Source organism: Acidobacteriota bacterium, from assembly GCA_033549365.1.
GTDB lineage: Bacteria > Acidobacteriota > Aminicenantia > Aminicenantales > Saccharicenantaceae > JAWSUF01.
In genome coordinates this window covers 227,433-242,777 of sequence record JAWSUF010000003.1, presented here as the reverse complement: position 1 = coordinate 242,777, position 15,345 = coordinate 227,433, and the positions used below count along the sequence as shown (strand labels likewise).

At 59.8% G+C, this 15,345-nt stretch carries 15 protein-coding genes; all 15 read left to right on the top strand.

What is annotated here, in order from left to right; translation table 11 throughout:
- The first annotated feature begins 111 nt into the window (after positions 1-111).
- A complete protein-coding gene (locus SCM96_06345) occupies positions 112-1,344 on the top strand; it encodes an efflux RND transporter periplasmic adaptor subunit (protein ID MDW7760240.1) in 1,233 nt (410 codons plus the stop codon).
- Complete coding sequence (locus SCM96_06340) at positions 1,341-2,039, top strand: ABC transporter ATP-binding protein (protein ID MDW7760239.1); 699 nt, start codon at positions 1,341-1,343, stop codon at positions 2,037-2,039. The genes SCM96_06345 and SCM96_06340 overlap by 4 nt, the downstream gene beginning before the upstream one ends.
- 2 nt (positions 2,040-2,041) lie before the next feature.
- Complete coding sequence (locus SCM96_06335) at positions 2,042-2,749, top strand: YIP1 family protein (protein MDW7760238.1); 708 nt, start codon at positions 2,042-2,044, stop codon at positions 2,747-2,749.
- A 57-nt stretch (positions 2,750-2,806) separates the two neighbouring features.
- Positions 2,807-3,916, top strand: a complete 1,110-nt coding sequence (locus SCM96_06330) for a hypothetical protein (protein ID MDW7760237.1) — start codon at positions 2,807-2,809, stop codon at positions 3,914-3,916.
- 87 nt (positions 3,917-4,003) lie between these two features.
- Positions 4,004-4,903, top strand: a complete 900-nt coding sequence (gene miaA, locus SCM96_06325; protein ID MDW7760236.1) for a tRNA (adenosine(37)-N6)-dimethylallyltransferase MiaA — start codon at positions 4,004-4,006, stop codon at positions 4,901-4,903.
- 7 nt (positions 4,904-4,910) lie between these two features.
- Entirely contained in the window at positions 4,911-6,179 is a 1,269-nt protein-coding gene (gene hflX / locus SCM96_06320) for a GTPase HflX (protein ID MDW7760235.1), read from the top strand.
- Positions 6,173-7,492, top strand: a complete 1,320-nt coding sequence (locus SCM96_06315) for a tetratricopeptide repeat protein (GenBank protein MDW7760234.1) — start codon at positions 6,173-6,175, stop codon at positions 7,490-7,492. Before hflX ends, SCM96_06315 begins: the two co-directional genes overlap by 7 nt.
- The gene (locus tag SCM96_06310) at positions 7,417-8,046 is read left to right on the top strand and encodes a CDP-alcohol phosphatidyltransferase family protein (GenBank protein ID MDW7760233.1); all 630 of its coding nucleotides are present in this window, start codon (positions 7,417-7,419) and stop codon (positions 8,044-8,046) included. The genes SCM96_06315 and SCM96_06310 overlap by 76 nt, the downstream gene beginning before the upstream one ends.
- A gap of 15 nt (positions 8,047-8,061) precedes the next feature.
- Positions 8,062-9,918: a DUF2207 domain-containing protein gene (locus tag SCM96_06305; GenBank protein MDW7760232.1), complete on the top strand. Its 1,857-nt coding sequence runs from the start codon at positions 8,062-8,064 to the stop codon at positions 9,916-9,918.
- Between the two features lie 2 nt (positions 9,919-9,920).
- The gene (locus tag SCM96_06300; GenBank protein ID MDW7760231.1) at positions 9,921-10,892 is read left to right on the top strand and encodes a lysylphosphatidylglycerol synthase transmembrane domain-containing protein; all 972 of its coding nucleotides are present in this window, start codon (positions 9,921-9,923) and stop codon (positions 10,890-10,892) included.
- Entirely contained in the window at positions 10,889-12,049 is a 1,161-nt protein-coding gene (locus SCM96_06295; GenBank protein ID MDW7760230.1) for a peptidoglycan DD-metalloendopeptidase family protein, read from the top strand. The genes SCM96_06300 and SCM96_06295 overlap by 4 nt, the downstream gene beginning before the upstream one ends.
- A 23-nt stretch (positions 12,050-12,072) precedes the next feature.
- Positions 12,073-13,212 carry a S41 family peptidase gene (locus SCM96_06290; protein MDW7760229.1) on the top strand — a complete coding sequence of 380 codons (1,140 nt, stop codon included), beginning with the start codon at positions 12,073-12,075 and terminating at the stop codon, positions 13,210-13,212.
- A 5-nt stretch (positions 13,213-13,217) separates the two neighbouring features.
- Entirely contained in the window at positions 13,218-14,162 is a 945-nt protein-coding gene (locus SCM96_06285; protein ID MDW7760228.1) for a divergent polysaccharide deacetylase family protein, read from the top strand.
- Between the two features lie 66 nt (positions 14,163-14,228).
- Positions 14,229-14,795, top strand: coding sequence for a hypothetical protein (locus SCM96_06280; protein ID MDW7760227.1), 567 nt, complete (start codon positions 14,229-14,231; stop codon positions 14,793-14,795).
- A complete protein-coding gene (locus SCM96_06275) occupies positions 14,792-15,343 on the top strand; it encodes an arginine decarboxylase, pyruvoyl-dependent (protein MDW7760226.1) in 552 nt (183 codons plus the stop codon). Before SCM96_06280 ends, SCM96_06275 begins: the two co-directional genes overlap by 4 nt.
- Positions 15,344-15,345 lie beyond the last annotated feature (2 nt).

The following is a 15,345-nucleotide window of genomic DNA, read 5'->3' as shown; positions in this document are numbered from 1 at the left end:
ATCTTATCAATCTTCAGGGTCCGGCGCAACGACCGCCAGAACTTTTCGCGCCTCGATGCGTACAATACAGCAGCCTCCGGCGCGACAACCTGGAATGGAAGGATATGATCCATGGCGGAACAAAAGGGATTCTTCAAAAAAAGAAAAAAAATTCTGATCCTCGCGGGCGTTGGCGCCGCCATTCTGATTCTCATTTTCGTGAACATGAGGACCCAGCGCGAGAAAACCGTCCGGGCCGTTGTGGACACCGTCCGCAGCCGGAACCTGACGGCCCTGATTTCCGCATCGGGAGAAATCAAGCCGAAGAAAAACGTCAACATCAGCGCCCATGTCCCCGGCCGGATCATCAAGATCGGCGTCGTCGAGGGCGAAGAGGTTCGGGCGGGCGACTTTCTTCTGCAGCTCGATGCGGCCCAGTATGAAGCCAATGCCGAACGCGACCGCGCCTATATCCGAACGTTCAACGCCGAGCTCATTCAGGCCGAGGCCCGCCACCGCCGGGACCGCAATTCCTACGAACGCCAAATGCAGCTCTTCGAGGAAGATCTGATTTCCAAGGAACAGATGGAGACCGCCCGTGTTCAGTTCGAGGTTTCCGAAGCCCAGTTGAAATCCATTCATCACCAAATCGCCCAGGCCGAAGCCTCCCTGAAAAGCACATTGGACAACCTCTCCAAGACAACCTACAGCGCGCCCATCGACGGCATCATCACCAGCCTGCGGGTCGAGGAGGGCGAGGTCGCGGTCATCGGCACGATGAACAACCCGGGAACGGTTTTGTTGACCATCGCCGATCTTTCCGTCATGCAGGTCGAAGTGGACGTCGACGAGACCGACGTCGTCGGCGTGACCGTCGGCCAGAAGGCCGATGTCCGGGTTGACGCTTTTCCCGAGATGACCTTCAAGGGCCACGTGACGGAGGTCGGCAGCTCCGCCGTCCAGAGAACGGCGGCGGCGGTCCGGGAATCGCGGGACTTCAAGGTCGTGATCACGCTCGACGATCCGCCGGCCAAACTCAAACCCGGTCTTTCGGCGACCGCCGACATCATCGCCGCTGAAAGGGAGAACGTCCCGGCCGTCCCCATCTCCGCCGTCGTCATCCGGGATATCGAATCCGAATCGGAGCGGCCGGAGGCGGGTGAGACCGAAGGCGTCTATGTCGTCGAGGAAGGACGAGCCCGGTTCCAGCCCATCGTGAAAGGCATCATGGGCGGCATGATGCTGGAGATCGTCTCCGGACTCGACGAGGGGGCCTCTTTCATATCCGGCCCCTACAGCGTCCTCCGGGAATTGAAGGACGGCGTCCTGATCCGGGCCGAGGAGAAAAAGGCCGGGCAAAGATGATGCCGTCCGATCCCGTGATTTCCGTCGAAAACCTGGCCCGGGTCTACACCCTCGGAGGTCAGGAAGTCCACGCCCTGAGACAGGCCACGTTCACCGTCGAAAAAAACGAATTTCTGGCCGTCATGGGACCTTCGGGATCAGGCAAATCGACGCTGATGAACCTCATCGGCTGCCTGGATACTCCCACGGCGGGAACCTATCGCCTGAACGGACGCCTTGCGAGTTCCATGACGGAAGACGAGCTGGCCGCCGTTAGGAACCGGGACATCGGGTTCGTCTTCCAGGTCTTCAATCTCCTGTCGCGGACGTCGGCACTCCGGAATGTCGAACTTCCCCTGATCTACGGGGGAATCAAAAAGAAAGAGCGCGAAGACAAAGCGCGGCGCGCCCTGGACATGGTGGAAATGACGGCCCGGATCCACCACCGCCCCTCGGAGCTTTCCGGCGGAGAACGCCAGCGCGTGGCCATCGCCCGGGCTCTGGTCAACGAACCGTCCCTGCTTCTCGCCGACGAGCCGACCGGCAACCTGGATTCCCGGACGGGAGCGGAAATTCTCAAACTGTTCCATAAGATTCACGCGGCCGGAAACACCATCATTCTGGTCACCCACGATCACGACGTGGCCGCAGAAACCCAGCGGATCATTTACCTCCGCGACGGCTTGATCGAACGCGATGAAAGAAAGGAGCTTTGACGATGAATCTCTTCAAGCGTCTTGAAGGCGTCTTTTTCAGTCCCCGGGAAACGTTCGCCGCAATCGCCGAAAAACCGGTTTGGATCGATGCCTTCATTCTCCTTCTCGTCGCCGTCATCGCCTTCTCCTTCATCACAACGCCTTACATTCAGCAGGATCAACTGGAGATGTTCCGGGACAACGTCAAGCTCAAGGAACGGTTGGGCGACGACGGCTTCAATCAAATGATCCGGAGGATGGAAAACCCGACTCCGGCCAGCCGCATCATCCAGACCTTTGTCACGGTTCCCGTGGCCTCCGTCATCGGTTTTTTCTTTTCCACCCTGATGCTGTTTGTTTTCGGGCGCTTCGTCTCGGCCGAGGGCCGCTACATGCAGATTTTTGCGGTTCTCCTCCACGCCAGCTTCGTGGACAAGCTTCTGGGGAACGCCGTTCGGTTGATCCTGATCCAATCCAAAAAATCCGTGATGAAGATCTCCACGGGGCTGCCCCTGTTTTTCCCGGATCTCGAGGTGACTTCGACCGCGTATATCGTCCTCAGCCAGTTCGATTTCTTCCAACTCTGGATGTTCGGCGTGCTGGGATGGGGCTTGTCGGCCGTCCTTAAGGTCGACATCCGCAAGGGCCTGATCCTGTCCTACGGGTTCTGGCTTCTCAAAAGCCTGGTTTATATCGGTTTCGGAATCCTTGGACGGAGTTTTATGCAGTGAGGTCCGCGTTTCCTCCTGTGTGTTGACAGAAACAGGCTCTACCGATAAATTATCCTCATGGAAAACGCCGAATTCCGGGGGGACCTCTCCAGCCTGCCTTTCGCCGCCCTTCTGGGTCGAATCTGGAGCAAGCAGGCCTCGGGACGGCTTTCCCTGGATCTCGACGGAGCAACTCTCATCCTGTCTTTTGAACGCGGCGGGATGGGCATCGAACAGGAAAGCTTCCCCGGAGCGGAGTTTCTCGACCGGTTGTCCCGCAGGCAACGTCTCAACGCCTCGATCCTCGATTGTTTCCGATCCTTGTGCTCAAGGAACAACCTGCCTCCTCTTCGCGGAATCCTCGAGAGCGGACTTCTGCCGCCTGCCGAGCTCTGGGAGGAACTCGAACTTTTCTGGAAAGAACGTCTTTATCCCGTTTTCGACCGGGCCCGGGGAGCCTATCATTTTGAAACCCCCGAAGCGAAAACATCCGTTTCGCTGGTCCGCCCGCTCTCTCTTCCTCCGATCATTGTGGAGGGCATCCGCCGCATGAAGGACACCGCCCGGATCGTGGCCTGTCTTTCCGGAGACGATCGAAAAATCCGCAGTCTCTCGCCTTATCGGCTGCCGCATTCCGAGTTCGAGCCCCATGTCCTCTATGTTCTCGATCTCCTCGCCGTCCCCCGGACGCCGAAGGAACTCTGCGCCGCCAGCCTGCTCGGCGTCGGGGAAACGCGAAAAATTCTCTTCGCCCTCATGTGTCTCGGGGCGGCCGTCGAAACCGGATCTCCGGGACAGAACGCCGCCCGGACGGCCCAGGACCTGTCCCTGACCGAAATGGAACGGCTGTTCGGCATTTTCAATGATCGATGCTCCTACATTTACAAGTACATCTCCAAGGAACTCGGCCCCGTGGCCATGAACGTCATCGAGAAGGCCTTCGCCGACATCCGGGATCGCATCGATCCGGCTCTCCAAAGCTTTTCGCTGACCCCGGAGGGAAAAGTCGAATTCCGTCCTTTCCTGCGCATGAACATCAACGTCGCTACGGAAGACCGGCGCCGGGCTTTCCTGAGAAGTCTCGACGAGATACTGTCGGCCGGAGTCCTGGCCGTCAAGAAAACCCTGGGTTCGGAACATGAAGCCGACATCGTCAGAAACCTGGAAAAAGTGGGGGAACTCCCATGAATCGCCGGCAAATCCGGGCGGCCCTCGTTGTTTTGTCGCTGTTGGCCGTCTGGATTTTATGGAGAATGAGCCTTTAACCGCTTTGTCGTGATTCTTCTCGGGCCGACGGCCGTGGGAAAAAGTTCGGCCGCCATGCATCTGGCCTCGCTCCGGCGGGGTGAAATCATCAATGCCGACTCCATGCAGGTCTATCGGGATTTCGATATCGGAACGGACAAGCCGTCCCCGGAGGACCGGCGGCGCATTCCCCACCATCTCCTCGATGTCGCCGAACCCCGGGACCAGTACACGGCGGCGGACTTCGCCGCCGGAGCTCAGGCGGCGGTCAAGGATATTCTTTCCCGGGGCGCCCTTCCCCTCATCGTCGGCGGCACCGGGCTCTACCTGAAAGCCCTCGTGGACGGACTTTTTCCGGGACCCTGCCGGAATCCCGAGTTGAGAGCCCGCCTGAACGGCGACGCCGAAACGCAGGGGCTCGACGTTCTTTACGAAAGGCTCGAACGCGCCGATCCGGATTACGCGCAAACGCTCGGCCGGCGGGACAGGCTGCGCATCATCCGGGCCCTCGAGGTCTACGAAACCACGGGGATTCCTCTATCCGAACATTTTAAAAAGACCCGCTCTTATCTCGCGGGATTCCGGGTTCTGAAATTGGGATTGCATAGGGAGAAGGAGCCGCACCGCCGGAGGATCGACGAACGCGTGGACCGAATGTTCGCCGCCGGTCTGGTCGAGGAGGTCCGGGGGATTCTGGCCCGGGGCATCCCGGAGACCGCGCCGCCTTTCCGGGCTTTGGGTTATCGCCACGCCCTGGAAGTCCTCAAGGCCCGGATGACGGCGGCCGAAGCCGCCGAGCAAACGAAAATCGACACGCGCCGGTACGCCAAAAGGCAGATGACATGGTTCAGAAAGACGACCGATGTCCATTGGTTCGCCGCAGAAGACATCGCCGGACTTGAGCGATGCCTGGAATCCGTCATACAATAAGACGATTATGAACAAAGCGATTCTCGTCAATCTGGCCGTGAGTTCGGAAGAAAGAGTCGACGCCGGGGAATCTCTCCGTGAACTGGCCGGCCTGGCCGCCGCCGCGGGCATTTCGGCCGTCCGGGAAATTTGCCAATTCCGCGCCCGCCCCCATGCCGGATACCTTCTCGGAAAGGGCAAGATCGAAACGATCGCCGCCCTGGCGGCGGAGTCGGCGGTCGACGGCGTCATCTTCGACCGGAACCTTTCTCCCGCCCAGCAGCGAAACCTGGAGAAGTCCCTGAAAGTCCCGGTTGTGGACAGGACCCAGCTCATCCTCGATATTTTCGCCCGGCGAGCCGTGAGCCGCGAAGGAAAACTTCAGGTCGAACTGGCCCGATTGAGCTATCTTCTGCCCCGGCTTTCGGGGAAGGGCATCGCTCTTTCCCAGCTCGGAGCGGGGATCGGAACGCGCGGCCCCGGGGAAAAAAAACTCGAGGAGGACCGGCGGCGGATCGGAGACAGAATCTCCAAGATCCGGAAAGAGATCCGAAGCCTTCAGAAACGTCGGAACAATCAGCGGCAAAGCCGGAGCCGAAGCCCTGTTCCCACGGCCGCCCTCGTCGGCTACACGAGCGCCGGGAAGTCCACGCTTTTCAACGCATTGTGCAAGGAAAGCCGGTTCACCTCGCCGACGCTCTTCGCAACGCTGGATCCCGTTCTGCGGCGTGTCTCCTTCTCCGACGGCGCCTATTTTTTCCTCTCGGACACCGTCGGCTTCATCCGGAAGCTTCCCGTCGAACTTGTGACGTCTTTCAAAACCACGCTTGAGGACGTCCGGGAGGCTTCCGCTCTCATTCATGTCATTGACGCCGCGCTTCCCGATGCCCAGAATCGCATGGAAGCCGTGGAATCCATTCTTGCGGATATCGGCGCCTCGGAGATTCCGGTCATCCGGGTTTTCAATAAAATCGACCTCCTTCCGGCCGAAGAACAATCGCGCCTGCTGGACGGCAATGCCTCGGCTCCGGACAAATCCGTGGCCGTGTCCTCGCTGACGGGCCGGGGGCTCCCGGATCTTCTTGAAGGACTGCGGAAAATCCTGTTCGGCGATTTCCGCATCTACACGCTCCGCATTCCGGGAGAGGCGGACCAGGCCCGGCGGTCGTTGGCCCGCCGGGCCTTGATTCTCAAGCACCGGGAATCACCCGGGTATGCCGACTATCAGGTCATGGCCGATCCGGCCGTCATCGTCAATTATCTACCCTATCTTGAAAGGGGGAAGTCTCCGTGGTGAAAAAAACAGCCTGTGTGATGATGACGGCGGGCCTGTTCTGGTCCTGCGCTTCCGTGCCCGTCCAGCCGCCGTCGTTCCATATCGAAAGCATTCCTTCGCAAATCACGTCCCGCATGAGCCTCGATGAGCGCATCATCGTTGAAGACGCCTGGAGGGATCTTCGCAACGGTCAGGGCGTCCGGGCCGAACGCAGCCTGAGACGCCTCGATCCTTCGAGTCCGATCTATGGGGTCGGCATCGGGTATGTCTATTTCCTCCATCAGGACCTCGCCGCCGCCGCGGATTTTTTCGAGGCCGCCGCCCGATCGGACCCCGACATGATCCCCGCCCGCATCGGGCTGGCCCAAATCTACGAAATTCAGGGCCGGGACGAAGAGGTTTTCTCCCAATACCGGGAAATTTTGAAAGTCAGTCCGGACCATCCCTGGGTCGTGCCGCGTTTTGAGTCGCTTCGCCGGCGGATCACGGACAATCTCTTCCGCGAGTCCGAGACATTCGCCGCGGCCGGAAAAACCGAGGCCGCCAGAAAATCCCTGCTGCGTCTTCTATTCTACCATCCGGAGTCGACCGAGGCCCAGATGGAACTCGCCCGCCTGTACTTGAAAGACAACAATCCGCAAAGCGCGATTCTCCATCTCGAGTCCGTCCTGTCTCTTGAGCCGGGTCATACGGGCCTTCTGAAAATCTATGCCGAAGCCCTGTTTCAGGCCGAACATCTCGGCCGAAGCCTGGAGACCTACGAAAAGATCCGGACCCTGGATCCCGGCGACAAGGAGACGGCGGCCAGGATCGAGACATTGAAAACCCGCCTGGGCATTTTCGAGCTTCCCAGCATGTATGACGCCATCCCCGCCAAAGAGGCCGTGGCCCGGGAGGACGTCGCGGCCCTGATCTCCGTCCGTTTCTCGGACCAGATTCGGTCCGATCTCAAGCCTCCCATCATTGTCGATATCGCCACCTCCTGGGCTTCCCGATTCATCATGCAGACGACGGCCCTGCGCTTTCAGGACATTTACGACAACCACACCTTCCAGCCGAGAAAAACGGTCAGCCGGGCCGAAATGGCCGACACGCTCATGCGGCTTATCCGGCATCTGGAAACCCGGGGCCATCGCCTGGTCAAGCTCATCCCCCCCGACAGGATCCAAATTTCCGACGTCGGGCCGGAGCATTTATTCCATCAGCCCATCACGGAAGTCATCGCTTACCAGATCATGGATCTTTCCCCCGACAGGCAATTTCTGCCGGATCGTCCGGTTTCGGGACCGGATGCCGTCCGATCCCTGGATATCATCAAGAGGTTGATCCGCTGAAAACGCTGCGGTTCCTGCCCAACCTGATCAGTTTCCTGAGGATCATCCTCGTCCCGTTTTTCGTTCTGGAAGTTCTGGCCGGACGCCCCCGAACGGCCCTGATCATTTTTTTTACGGCCGGGATCACCGACGTTCTGGACGGGTGGGCCGCGCGGAGCCTTGATCTCCGGAGCAGGACGGGTGTGTGGCTCGATCCGGCCGCGGACAAGATTCTTCTGACGGCCGCGTTCATCACCCTCAGCCTGCCCGGCGGAATAGGACCCAACCTGCTCCCTCTCTGGTTGACGCTCGCGGTTATCGGACGCGATGTCCTTCTCGTGGCTGGTTCCCTGGTCATCCTTCTTCTCAGGGGAGTCAAACAGTTTCCACCTTCGCTGGTCGGCAAGACCAGCACGGTCGGCCAGGTATCGACGATTCTGGCTGTCCTCCTTTTCAACGCCACAGGACACGCCGTCCCGGAGTTGTCCTGGCTTTACGCATTGACCCTGGCCCTGACAGGAGTTTCCGCCGTCCATTACTTTATGATCGGACTCGGCATGATGCGCCGGCCATAGGAGAACATGTTGCTCATGAAAAAACCCTCGTCCCGCCGCCGCGTCCTCGGGCTTCTCGGATTCTGTCTTCTGGGGGTCCTGTGGACCGGAGCAGGCCGGCTCGAAGGACAATCGAAGGACTATCATTTCCCCGAAGTCCGCATGGCCATTGCCGTCGAAGCCGACGGCTCGTTCACCGTCGAGGAGCACCGGACCTTCGATTTCCGCGGGGATTTCAGCTGGGCGACGTACTGGATCCCCCTCAAGGTGGAGCGCCGGAAAACCGTCTTCAACATCGCCGTCGAAGATTTTACCGTCCTGGACGAACAGGGAGCGCCGCTCCGCATCGAGCGTTCCGCCGGCGGCGGCCGCTTCGAAGCCAAATATTTCTACCGGGCCCGGAACGAGCGCCGGACGTTTCGCTTCCGCTATCGTGTGAGAAACGGGATTTTCAGCTATCCCGACGTCTCGGAACTCTACTGGCAGGCGGTGGGAGACGACTGGGACAAGCGGACCGACCGGGTCGAAATCGTCGTCACGCTGCCCGAAGCCGCGGCCGGGCGCGATGAACTCCTCGTCTACGGCCACGGTCCGTTGTCCGGCCGGTCTGAAATCGTGGACGAACGGACGGCCCGTTTCACCGCCCAGAGGGTTCCGCCCTTTCAGTTCGTGGAGATCCGCTTTGTCTGGCCTTCGGGAATCGTCGCCGGAATCCCCTCCGACCGCCATGACCGCAATTCGATCCGGAAGGAGGAAGCGCAATTCGTCCGGGACACCATCGCCCGGGCCGAACGGGAAAAGGCCGCCCGGGAACGCGTCGCACGCCTCATGATTTTCCTCGGTCTGACCTGGCTGGCTTCGCTTGTCCTTTTGCCCGCAATCTGGCTGATTGTCTTCCATTCGGTGTGGTCGAAAACGGGCCGGGATTATCGCTTCGACGACATTCCGGAATATTTTCGAGAGCCGCCGTCCGACCTGCGGCCCGCACTCGTCGAAGTCCTGATGCGGGAAGGGGGCAAGGCGACGCCGCGCTCTTTCACGGCCACGCTTTTCGACCTGGCCCGCAGGGGATATCTCGAACTCGACGACCGCCGGGTCGAGAAACGAGGCCTCTTCGGAATGAAAGACCGTGTCGAAACAACCCTCGTCCTCAGGAAAGATTACCGCAAGGATGCGTCTCTTCTTCCTTACGAAATCAGCCTCCTGGACCGGGTTTTCATATCCACGGCAAAAAAGGCCGGCGTTCCCGGAGACGCCGTCGCGCTCCGGGATTTCCAGGCGGCCTTGAAAAAAAATCCCCGGGCCTTTCAAACATGGTTCAATGCCTGGGTCGGATCCATCGATGGGGAAGCGAAAAAACTCGGCTTCGTCGAGCCGCTCAGCCTGAAAATGAAAAACCGGTTTCTCTGGATCACCCTGGCCGCCGGCATCCTGATCGCCAATCCGATCCTGATCGTCTTCTCCGTGACCCTTGTGCCCACGCTCAAGCGGCGTGAACGGCATTGGGCCCGGGAATACGGACTGTGGAAATCGCTGGCCCGATTTCTGGACCACTTCTCCGATTTCAAGGAACTGCCTCCCGAAGCCTACAAGCTGTGGGACCACTATCTCGTCTTCGGCATCGTCTTCGGAAACGCCAAAAATATTCTCAAAATGTTGCCGCGGATTCTCGGGGACGAGCGGGCCGCCCCCGTCCGCTGGTATCACGGCGCCGACCGGGCGGCTCTGCTGAGCCCCGGACGGCTTGACGGCCTGATCCGGTCGATCCAGCAGACGGCCTCGACCATCCAGCAGGCATCGACATCCGCCGCTCACTATTCCTCCGGCGGGGGCGGAGGATTCAGCGGAGGCGGCGGGGGAGGAGGAGGAGGAGGAGGAGGCCGAGCGGGATAACCATGCCGATCCGTGAAGAGTTCAACCCGGCGGCCGCGGGAAAAAAGCGGATCGTTTTTTTCCTCAAGCTTCTCTTCAGTCTGACACTGATCGGATTTCTCCTGGCCGTCAAGGCTTCCCCGCGGGATATCCTGGGTGTTTTGGCCGGAGTCGACATCGGGCTGCTCGGCATCGCCCTGTCGCTGCACGCCGTGGGGCTCCTCGTGAGCGCCTACCGCTGGCAGATCCTGGCCCGAGCCCAGGGCGATGACATCCCGCTCGGCGTTCTGGTCAAGTCCTACCTCGTCGGAACGTTTTTCAGCCAGTTTCTGCCGTCGAGTTTCGGGGGAGACGCGGTCCGCATCTGGGACGGGTCCAAGTATTCCCGGTCGCTGGCCCGATCTTCGGCCGTCGTCATCGTCGAGCGTTTGACGGGAATCGCCGTTCTGTTCGGCTTCGCCTTTCTGGCTTCTCTTCTGCGCCTCGACATGGCCGCCGAACTCCCTGTGATCTGGGTTTCCCTTGTTCTGGGCTTTTTCGGCCTGGCCGCCGTCACCGTGTTTTTCCTTCCCCTGGCCGAACGGTTGAGAGAGGGATTCCCGGGCCGTCTCCTGCCTTCGAAAATCCGGATCGGAATCGGCGAATTCCGGCGATCCGTCCTCCATTACAAAACCCAGCCCCGGCCGTTTCTCCGAGCCTTGATCTGGGCCTTTGTTCTTCAGATCAACGTTGTGGTTTTCTTCTATCTCATCGGCCTGGCTTTCCGGCTCGACATCGCCTTTCTGGACTACTTCATTTTCATCCCCATCGTTCTCCTGATCCAGATCATCCCCGTCACCATCAACGGGCTCGGCCTGCGGGAGGGGTCTTACATCCAGATCTTCGCATTCTACGGAATCTCCCCCCACACGGCTTTTTCCTTTTCCATTGTGGATGTCGGGTTCCGATTGCTGCTCGGCCTGGCCGGCGGAGTGTTGTTCGCGGTGCGAAAATGATGCGGCCCGTCCGTCTCGTTCTTTGCATTTTGCTGGTCTTCGCCGTCTCTTCGGGATCGGGCCGGCAGGAGGCCGATATCGAGGACTTCGAAAACCGGCTGGCCCGGGTTCGGAAGCAGATCGACGACCTGAAGACCCGGCTCCGCGAGGAGGAAAAGCGGGAAGCCTCGCTCCTGTCTTCGCTTCAAAAGCTCCGTCTGGGACAGCGGCTGATTCGCAACGAAATGGCCGAGGTCGACCTCCAGTTGAAACAGACAAACCGGGAACTGGCCGTGTTAAAGGACTCCGCCGATCAAATGCGGACCCGGTTGGAAGAACAGCGGCGGGCCGTTCAGAGAACCCTGGTCACCCTCTACAAATTCGGCCGCATCGATTTTCTGCAGTTCGCCCTCCGTTCGGAAGACCTGGAATCCCTGATCGTGGAAAACAAGCGGTTGGGCATTCTCGCCCGCTACCAGGATGAGCTGGTTTCCGGATTCCAGAAGACCCTGACCGAGATCCGGGAAACGGAAGCCCGTCTCGAAGAGAAGCGGCGGGACCTTTCGAAACTCCGGGATCTCGCCGCCGCAAAGAAACGGGAGCTCGAGGCCGAAGAACGGAAAACGCAGGATCTCATCCGTCGGATCCAGCGCGACAGGGCCACACACCTTCAGGTTCTGCAGGAGCTTGAGGAAAACGCCCGCCAGCTTCAGATCATGATGAAAAAGATTGCCGATCAGGAATGGACCCTTCCCTCGCCTTTTGTTCCGTTCTTCGAGCGGAAGGGCCGCCTGTCCTGGCCGGTCGAGGGCAAGGTCATCACGCGTTTCGGACCGGAAAAGCATCCGCGTTTCAGGACGACGACCATGAACAACGGCATCGAAATCGCCCCCGCCTCGGAAAAGGCCGTCGTGCTGGCTCTGCATGCCGGAAAAATCGTCTACGCCGACGCCTTCGAAGGATACGGCAAGCTGCTCATCATCGATCACGGCATGGCCTATTTCTCGCTTTATGGGCATTGTTCCGAATTCCTGGCCGCCAAGGGTGACATCGTCCGCGAGGGTCAGCCCATCGCCGTCGTCGGGGATTCGGGTTCGCTCAAGGGAGAATGTCTCTATCTCGAAATCCGGCACCGGGCCAAAGCCCTGGATCCCTTGCAATGGTTAAATCGAAGATGATAGAATGGCTCAGGCGTCCTGAAATGAAAACCGCACGCATCCGCATTGTCGTTCTGACGGCTCTCATCGCCGTTCTTCTCTTTTTCGCATTCCAGCGCAATGTGCTGGATGGGGTCTCGTCCCGGATGACCGCAGCCCGGGGTCTGAGCATCCTGCGGAACGTGATGTATCTCATCCGCCACGATTACATTGAAGAACGGGATCCCGGCCGAACGGCCGACGGCGCTTTCAAGGGTCTTGTCAACTCTCTCGACAGTCTATCCAGCTATCTGGACAGGGAATTGACGTCCAAACTCCTGGAACGAAGCCGCCACCGCATGGATCCCGGCCTCGTCCTCAATAAAAAATACGGCAACTTTCCCCAGGTCGCCGGCGTCATTCCGGGTTCTCCGGCGGAAAAAGCCGGGATTCTCCCCGGCGATCTCTTGAGCGCCGTCGACGACAGACCGACCCTGTCCATGAGCCTGACGGAAATCCGCCTGCATCTCAAGGGTGCAGACGCTTCGCCCGTCAAGTTCCGCATTCTCCGGGGAACGGCGACCCTGGAAAAAACCGTAAAGCGGGCCGAACTCTTCGCAGATCCTTTCGATTTCGAACCTCTGCCCGGCTCGTCCGCCATCCTCCGGATTCGCCATCTCTTTCCCCCGCTGACGGAACAAGTTCGAACGGACATCCTGGATGACTTGAAAGCCCTGAGCGGATATCTCATCCTCGACTTGAGAAACTGCCACGAGGGAGATCTCCGGGAAACCCTGGCCTTTCTCAATCTTTTCCACCAATCCGAAACCATCGGATGGATGGAAAAGAAAGGCGGCGAAAAAGACATCCTCGGGAGTCCGGAGAAATCCGATCTTCCCGGGATTCCCCTGGCCGTCTGGGTCAACTCCGGAACGATGGGGCCGGCCGAGGGACTGGCCGCGGTGCTCCAGGAATCGCGCGGCGCCAGACTGATCGGCACGCCCACGCCCGGCCTGTTCGCCCTGACGGAGATCTTCCCCCTACCCGACGAAAGCGCCGTTCTTCTCACAGCCGGCATCTTCGTTCCTTTTTCGGGCCGGACGCTTTGGGAAAAAGGCCTTTCCCCCGATGCCGTCTGCGAATCCGAAAAGCCGGGCGATGACGATTACCTGAAAAAGACAAAGCCCTTTTTCTCCGAACATTGAGCCCGATGAAAAACCCGTCCCCGGACCGCCGGCCGGATGTTCCGGCGAAGCCGCGCAGGATTGCCGTCTGGCTGATCGCCGCCGCCGCGTTGTCGGCGGCGGCCCTGGATGTCCTGCAAGGCCGGCGGGGGGAGCCGTCCTATTTTTTCTCCCGGGCACCGGTTGTCGAAGAGGCGCCGCGGGAAAGCCCCATTTCCCTGCCTCAAGATGTTCCGGCGGAAAAACCTGAAAAAAAACCGGAATCCCCTGTTGTTGCGGTGAAAAAGGCTCCGGCACCGCGCCCCGGCCGGGTGGCTCTGGTCGTCGACGACATGGGCCACGATTTGAGCGCGCTCGATGTCCTGATCGGTCTCGAGGAACGCTTGACCGTCGCCGTTCTTCCGGACAGCCGGTACGCGGTGCAAACCGCCGAAATCGCCCGAAAGAACGGCATCGAGATCATCCTTCATCTTCCTCTGGAACCCCTGAACAACCAGGAATCCGGCGACGGCACGGAGGGAATCATCCGCTCGGACATGAGCCGGATGACCATCCGGAGGATGATGGAAGATTATCTGACCCGGGTGCCCCACATCCGGGGCGTCAACAATCACATGGGTTCCCGCGGAACGGCGGACAACGCTCTGATGCGCCTGGTTCTGGAACCCCTCAAAGAACGTAATCTTTTTTTTCTGGACAGCATGACCAGCCCCCGATCGATCGCGGCGGCCACGGCCCGGGAGATGGGCATTCCGGCCGCGACACGCAGTGTTTTTCTCGATGACGGAGGCGATCCCCTGTCCGTGCGGGATCGCTTGAACGAACTGTTCCGTCAAGCCCGAACCCACGGCATCGCCGTGGGGATTTGCCATCCTTACCCGCAGACCCTTGAGGTTCTGAAAGAGCGCTTCCGCGGACTCGGCGAACTCGGCCTCGAGGCCGTTTTCGTCTCGGACATCGTCAGCCGCTGAGGCCCGGAGCGATTGCAATATGTCCGATCATCCGCTATATTAAGCGGGAAAGTCAGGAGGAATCCGATGATGCATCCGAAAACCAAATCCGCGCCGGCGATTGCGGCGGCGTTGATCGCCGTGTTCCTTGTGCCGGCCTGCAAACAAATGACGGCGGATGATCTGAAAAACGCCCTGGAAGTCACGGACGTCCGGACGGTCTGGGTTTCCAAGTATTATCAGCCCTGGCCGCCGCGGTTGATCCTGGTTCCGCAGATCACCTTCAGCGTCAAGAACGTGGGCGACCAACCCTTGCGTTTCGTCAATTTCAATGCCGTTTTCAAATTCAAGGGCGACGAGGAAAACCTGGGAGACGGTTTTCTGGCCACGATCCGGGACCGGGCCCTGGAGCCCGGCGAGACCTATGATCCGATCACATTGACCAGCAACTTCGGAGTTGAAGGACGGAATCTCGAACACATCAAGGGCAGCCCGATGTGGAAACCCACCGAAGTGCGCCTTTTCGCCAGTTCCAAAGGTTCGCGCCCGGCTCTGCTGGGGGAATGGGACGTTTCGCGGGACATCGATTTTCAGGAACCCGAAGACCCGACGGAGATCAAGTCAGACGCATCGGAACCCGACAGGGACACATGACCGCCATCCTTCCCGGCAAGGTTTTTCTGACGCGGGGCATGGGCCGGCATGCCGAAAAACTCGTCAGTTTCGAAATCGCTCTTCGAGACGCCGGGATTTCCTCCTTCAACCTCGTCCGCGTCTCGAGCATCTTTCCGCCCCGGTGCCGCATCGTAGCGCGCGAGGCCGGGCTGAAACTCCTGAAGCCGGGACAGATCGTTTTCCTGGTCATGAGCGAAAACGCGACAGACGAACCCCACCGGCTCATCTCCTCCTCCATCGGCATGGCCGTTCCCGAGGATCCGGATCTTTACGGTTATCTGGCCGAACACGAAGCCTTCGGAGTGACGGAAAAGGAGGCCGGACGCCACACGGAAGATCTTGCGGCCGAAATGCTGGCCACCAAGCTCGGCATGACCCTGAGCGGCCGTTCGACTCCCCGCGGCGGCCGTCCGCAACGCCGGCTTTCTCCTTCGCTTTCCCTCCGCACGAAAAGTATTTCGCAAACCGCGAAGGGTGCCGCCGGACTCTGGACGACGACCGTCGCCGCCGCCGTTTTGATCGCCTGAAG